The organism is Komagataeibacter europaeus LMG 18890 (assembly GCF_000285295.1).
GTDB lineage: Bacteria > Pseudomonadota > Alphaproteobacteria > Acetobacterales > Acetobacteraceae > Komagataeibacter > Komagataeibacter europaeus.
The window spans coordinates 1-5678 of sequence record NZ_CADP01000145.1; the positions used below are offsets into that span (position 1 = coordinate 1).

Here is a 5678-nt window from a genome sequence, read left to right on the forward strand (position 1 = left end):
CCCCGGCCGAGCCGATGTCCTTCGAATGATCCTGCTTGATACTAATGTGATCTCGGAGCCGTGGAAGCCTGTGCCGGAGCCGCGTGTCCTGGCCTGGATCGACGCCCAGGCGATCGAGACGCTTTTCCTGTCAGCCGTCACGGTGGCTGAGCTGCGTTTCGGGATCGGGGCCATGCCGGCCGGTCGGCGGCAAACCGTTTTGCAGGAGCGTCTTGAGCAGGATGTCCTGCCTCTGTTCGAGGGACGTATCCTGTCGTTCGATCTGGGGGCGTCACAGGCTTACGCCGAACTGATGGTGCGGGCGAGGTGCGAAGGACGGGCAATCGGTAAGGCGGATGGGTATATCGCAGCGACGGCTGCATCCCGTGGTTATGCCGTAGCCAGCCGGGACGTATCGCCTTTCGAGGCTGCCGGTGTACGGGTGCTGAACCCTTGGGAGGATGCCTGATTTTCAAGACAGATCCGGGCGTTAAGGATCTGTGTGTCGAGCAGGATATGATGTGTCAAAGAAATCGCGTTTCTTTGACGTGTCATTCCAATGTGTTCAAAAAAACGCATATTGCTACCACGTTGAAATGTCATATGAGCGGCACGCGCCCGTCTGCAGCGTGTGCCCTGCCCATCGTCATTTCCGTCTGGGAAATCCGTTTGGCTCAGCTCACCAGGAAGGCTTCGGCCATTCTATCCAGATGGGCCTTGTGGCGTTCCCAGTCTGGCATGATCCGGTCCATAAGCTGCCAGAATGCCGGTCCATGATTGTGTTCCCTCAGATGGCACAGTTCATGCACGATCACATAATCGATGCAGTCCCGTGGCGCCTTCACCAGATGGGGATTGAGGGTAATCACTCCACCAGGCGAACAGTTGCCCCATTGCGTGCGCATGACCTGAAGTTTCAGGGCGGGTTTTTGCATCACCCATAATGTTGAAGGCAGCATGGCATCGATCCGCCGTTGAAAGACGGCCTGGGCCCTGTCGAAATACCATAGGGACAAAAGCGCGCGGATCCGCACGGCCTGCCGGGTCTGTACCGAAATCTCCAGCCGTCCGCGCAGCATGCGGACTGTCTCGGGCTGATCTGGCTGATGATGGACCTTCAGCAGGTGGCGGCGACCAAGATAGAAATGGCTTTCACCGCTGGCATAGTCGCGCGGCGTGACATGGGCCTGGATCTGGCGGAAATCACGCAGTTTCTGCCAGATCCAGCGTGCTTTCTGTCCCAGGGCCTGCTGCAGTTTCTCTTCCGGCGTGTCGGATGGCACGACGGCCTGCACCCGCAGGTCGGGGTGAACCTTGACCACAAGGGTCGTGCCCGGTCGCGAGCTGGGCAGGAATTCGACCCTGATCTTCTCTCCGCCATAGGTCAGGAACCGTTCGTCCGGCATCAGGCGTGCTGTTCCCCGGCTGCCGGACCGGCCCGCATGATCTGGATGACCTGCGTGATGATCTTCTGCGCCTGATTGACGCCAAAACCGGCTTTCTGTCCGATGGCGAAAAGGGGGGGCAGCAATTCCTGATGGATGGTTTTTTCTATGTCAGTACGGCTGAGCGAGTTCTCCCGCACGGCCCGATCCACGATCCGGTCAATCTCGAACGCCAGATCGATCCAGCGCTGCTGCTCTTCGTCGGTCTGCTTGTGATTGAAGATGGCCGTCAGCGTCTGCAGGAACACGCCGTAATAGGCCTGGGCATGCCGGTGGCCTTCGAAGGCGGATGGAATGTCCTTCAGTTTCCGCTGTGCAACCTGCTCCTCGAATTCCTGAAACAGCATGAACTGCTTGAGCGGGTGATCGAACAGGCGCTCCGCCTCTTCAATAACCTGACGCAGCAGGGCGGAGAACGCCTCCTTGGCATAAGGATCGTCCTGCATGTCATGGGTGATCATTTTCGTCACGCGCGTGCGGATCAGGTCCGTCTCGTTGCGGGTCTTGTCCTCGGTCCAGTCCTCAGGCTGACCGTCATCGGGTTTCTGGCCCATCTTGCCGACGGCATACAGCCCTTCGGATTCATGTACCTTCACGCCCGCCACATGCCGGTCCAGCAGCTTTTTTACCTGCTCGGCATACTGGTCAAAGTCCACGGTCTCGCCGGTATCATGCAGGATCCACTGGCGCAGGCTGCTCATCTGCTTCAGGGTTTCCTTGTAGGTATTGCGGTCCTTTTCGGTGAAGCTGGTATCCTCGAAGAATGCGACCGACTGCAGGGCCACCTTGAGGCAGGCGGAAAACTTCGTCAGCGCCTCATAGAAATCATCGCGGTGCTTGAGGTTCACATCCACCATCTGGCCGTGCTCTTCCACCATGCGCGGCATGAGCACGGCGCGAAGCTGCTGGGGATCGCTTCTGTTCTTCACGCCGTCAAAGATGGCCCACAGCGCCTTATGCAGCGCCGGGAGTTCGCGGTATTCGGTGCTCATCTGGCTATACAGCCCGGCAATGTCCTTGGGGTCATATCCACCGACATTATCGGCCGCGAGCTGGTCATAGCGCGCAAGTGTCGTGTCCAGCTCCGCCAGAATGCCGCGATAGTCGATCAGCAGCCCATGCTTTTTCTGGTCATGCAGCCGGTTCACGCGGGCAATGGCCTGCAGCAGGTTGTGCTGTTTTAACGGCTTGTCGATATACAGCACGGCGTTTTTCGGCTCGTCAAACCCGGTCAGCAGCTTGTCCACCACAATGATCAGCTTCAGGTCAGGATCCTTTTCAAAGCGCTCGATCACGCCTCGCGTATAGTCATCCTCGCTCTGCTTGCCGACAGTCTCGGCCCACCATTGCTGCACTTCGGGCTGTTTGGCTTCATCGACTTCCGAATGTCCTTCCCGCGTGTCAGGTGGGCTCATGACGATGGCGCTTTCAAACAGCCCCACTTCATCCAGATACTGCTTGTAGCGGATGGCCGAGAGCTTGCTGTCGCAGGCCAGCATGCCCTTCAGGCCCTCATCAATGTTGCTGTCAAAATGCGTGGCCAGGTCCATGGCGATCAGCCGGATGCGGTCATCGGCCTTGTAGACCTGATTGGCACGGGCGAAGCGTTTCTTGAGGTCTGTGACCTGCTCTTCCGTCAATCCCTGCGTGATGCGGTCGAACCACGCATCAATGGCCTCATCATTGACGTTGAGATCAGGCTTGCGTTCCTCATAGAGCAGGGGCGTCACCGTTCCGTCCGAGACCGCCTGCTGCATGGTGTAGGAATGGATGATCTTCCCGAACCGGCTGGTCGTCTCGCTGCCCTTGAGTAACGGTGTGCCGGTAAAGGCGATGAAGGCGGCATTGGGCAGGGCATGTTTCATGCGGGCATGGTTTTCTCCGCCCTGGCTGCGGTGTCCTTCATCGACCAGCACGATGATATCCGAGCTGTCATTATGACATTCAGGATAGCCTGTGGCGGTGTGGAATTTGTTGATGAGCGAGAAGATGATCCGCTCCTGCCCATGCCCGATCTGCTGTGCCAGGCGTCGGCCGGATGTGGCCAGGGCTGCGGCCCTGTCCTGTCTATCTGCCAGTTCGCCACCAGTGGAAAAAGTGGTGCTGAGCTGTCGTTCCAGATCCTTGCGGTCCGTGACTACCAGAATGCGGCACTGCTTCAGGTCATCATCGAGGATCAGCGCCCGGCTGAGGAACACCATGGTAAAGGACTTGCCAGAGCCGGTGGTGTGCCAGATCACGCCACCCTCGCGCCCGCCATCTGCCCGGCGGGTCTTGATGCGCTCCAGCAGGCGCCTGATGCCGAAGACCTGCTGGTAGCGGGCAACGATCTTGCCGTTCTTGCGGTCCACCAGCGTGAAGAACCGCGTCATTTCCAGTAGGCGTTCGAGGGAAAGTAGGCCGATCAGCAGCCGGTCCTGATCCGTGACCGCTAGTGGGCGGGATGCCCAGTCCTCGAACCACGCCCGATCGGATGGTTTACGTTCGGCAAACAGTGCATCGGTCTGGGCGGGGGAGAGAGATGTGTTCTTGAGGTCATGCATCCGGCTTTCGGCGATGTCTTCTTCCTTCCATCTGGCCCAGAACTTCTTTGGCGTGCCGCAGGTGCCATAGCGCCCGTCATGCCCGTTGATGGAGAGCAGGAGCTGGCTGTAGGCAAAAAGCTGCGGGATTTCGTCCTTGAACTGGTTGCGGATGGTCTGGGAAATACCGGCGGCCACGGTCGGACCCTTGCCCGGCTGGCCATCGGGGCGTTTGGCCTCAATTACCGCGAGTGGAATACCGTTGACGAAGCAGACAATGTCCGGTCGGCGAGTCTGGGTCAGGTCCGTGCTGCGCAGGACGCTGAATTCTTCGGTGAAGGTAAAGCTGTTGTTTTGCGGGTTCTGCCAGTCGATCAGGGCGATGGTCGGGTTGGCCCTACGTCCGTTGATGAATTCCTGAACGGAAATGCCGAACAGCAGATGGGTGGTCATCTTTTCATTGGCGTCACGCAGGCCGGAGACGAAGTCCGGGTGCGTGACGATGGAGATGAGCCGTTCGATCGCCTGATCGGACAGGGCGTGCTCTTGTCCTTCAAAACTGAAGCGGCGCTTTTTCAGTTCCGCCCGCAACAGCGTGTCCAGCACCACCGCGCCCTGTTTGTCGCCCCGCAGGGCCAGCACCTTGGATGGGGATAGGAACCGCCAGACGAGGGTACTGAGCAGCGCCAGGGCAGGGAGTTTGGCGCTGAATTCTTCCTGAAATTTCGGGGTGGCGGCCATATTTTTAAATATCCTGTAGGCTGAAATGACTTAATCGACCTTCACGCGGCGCTTGCCCGTGAGAAGCTGCTGCATCAGGGCTTTCTTCTCCTGACGCAGGCGGGTGAGGTCGGATTCAAGCGCTGTGATTTCTTCGTCTGCTGTTCTCAGGACAGAAGCTATGGCCTGCTGCTCGGGGAGTGGAGGGAAAGACATCCGTAAACGTGCAAGTTTTTCTTTGTTAAGGGTTTTTCCTTTTACAGCCTGATCAATTTCCTCTTCATAATTTACATTATCAAGAGATTGGTAAATATATAGAGTATCTACTGACTTTTTATCTTTAATGATAAGGGCGCAGATTGCCTCATTAGTATAACAATCCTTTAAAAGGATCGCTTTTTTTCCTATTGTAAGTTTGAAGCTCAGAATAATTGTCCCTTTGGGGATAAGTGAACAATTGCTATTTAGGGCACCTAACCCATCTTATTCACGGCATTGAGTATTTTGCGTGGATTTTTCCGTTTCTATGGTTTGGGCGCGCGGGATCGCACCGGGTTGAGGCGGTGTCATTTTGAAACGGTGGATGGCTGCGGCTGGGGTTGCGAGGACGGGGCGCGTTCGGGGGCGATAGCCCCGTCTGTCACGGGCCGGCAGCCTGCATCGAGATGGCGAGACTGCGGAACAGCGCCGCTTCGGGACAGGCGGCGGCAAACGCGATACGGACACGGGTCGCGGTTTCCAGGATACGCCCGGCGATTTTCAGAAGACGATTTCGTAACGTGGTGAACTCGGCCGAGGCGAGCGGCTGTGGGGCTGGGATGGCGTCCCGCAGGGTGAGCATCAGCCAGTATGCGGCAGTGTGCAGCACCAGGCGGACCTGGTTGGCCAGTGGCGATCGACAGCTTGTGCGGTCGGATGCCAGTTGGCCCTTGTGACGCTTGATCAGGTTTTCGGCCTGTCCACGGGCACAGTAGAGGGCACCGTAGAGCCATTCGGCGTTGCCGCCTCGCAG

General features: G+C 57.9%; 4 protein-coding genes and 1 pseudogene. 1 reads left to right on the forward strand and 4 read right to left on the reverse strand.

Annotated features, from left to right (window positions below):
* Positions 1-25 precede the first annotated feature (25 nt).
* On the forward strand, positions 26-448 hold the full coding sequence (locus tag GEU01_RS19080; RefSeq protein ID WP_026018883.1) for a type II toxin-antitoxin system VapC family toxin: 423 nt from the start codon (positions 26-28) through the stop codon (positions 446-448).
* A 205-nt stretch (positions 449-653) separates the two neighbouring features.
* Here GEU01_RS19080 and GEU01_RS19085 read toward each other — a convergent pair whose 3' ends face one another.
* From GEU01_RS19085 to GEU01_RS19100, 4 genes and pseudogenes are all read right to left on the reverse strand, one after another.
* A complete protein-coding gene (locus GEU01_RS19085) occupies positions 654-1385 on the reverse strand; it encodes a M48 family metallopeptidase (RefSeq protein WP_019087343.1) in 732 nt (243 codons plus the stop codon).
* A complete protein-coding gene (locus GEU01_RS19090) occupies positions 1385-4687 on the reverse strand; it encodes a type I restriction endonuclease subunit R (protein WP_019087344.1) in 3303 nt (1100 codons plus the stop codon). Before GEU01_RS19090 ends, GEU01_RS19085 begins: the two co-directional genes overlap by 1 nt.
* Before the next feature lie 30 nt (positions 4688-4717).
* Positions 4718-5116, reverse strand: a pseudogene (locus GEU01_RS27080) (restriction endonuclease subunit S); the annotation flags it as partial.
* A gap of 190 nt (positions 5117-5306) precedes the next feature.
* A partial coding sequence (locus GEU01_RS19100) for an IS1380 family transposase (RefSeq protein WP_019087071.1) occupies positions 5307-5678 on the reverse strand: 372 nt, incomplete at its 5' end.

Excerpts from the sequence above, each read along its gene's own strand:
- GEU01_RS19080 (WP_026018883.1), top strand. The coding sequence starts at position 26 with ATGATCCTGCTTGATACTAATGTGATCTCGGAGCCGTGGAAGCCTGTG.
- GEU01_RS19090 (WP_019087344.1), bottom strand. The coding sequence starts at position 4,687 with ATGGCCGCCACCCCGAAATTTCAGGAAGAATTCAGCGCCAAACTCCCT.
- GEU01_RS19085 (WP_019087343.1), bottom strand. The coding sequence starts at position 1,385 with ATGCCGGACGAACGGTTCCTGACCTATGGCGGAGAGAAGATCAGGGTC.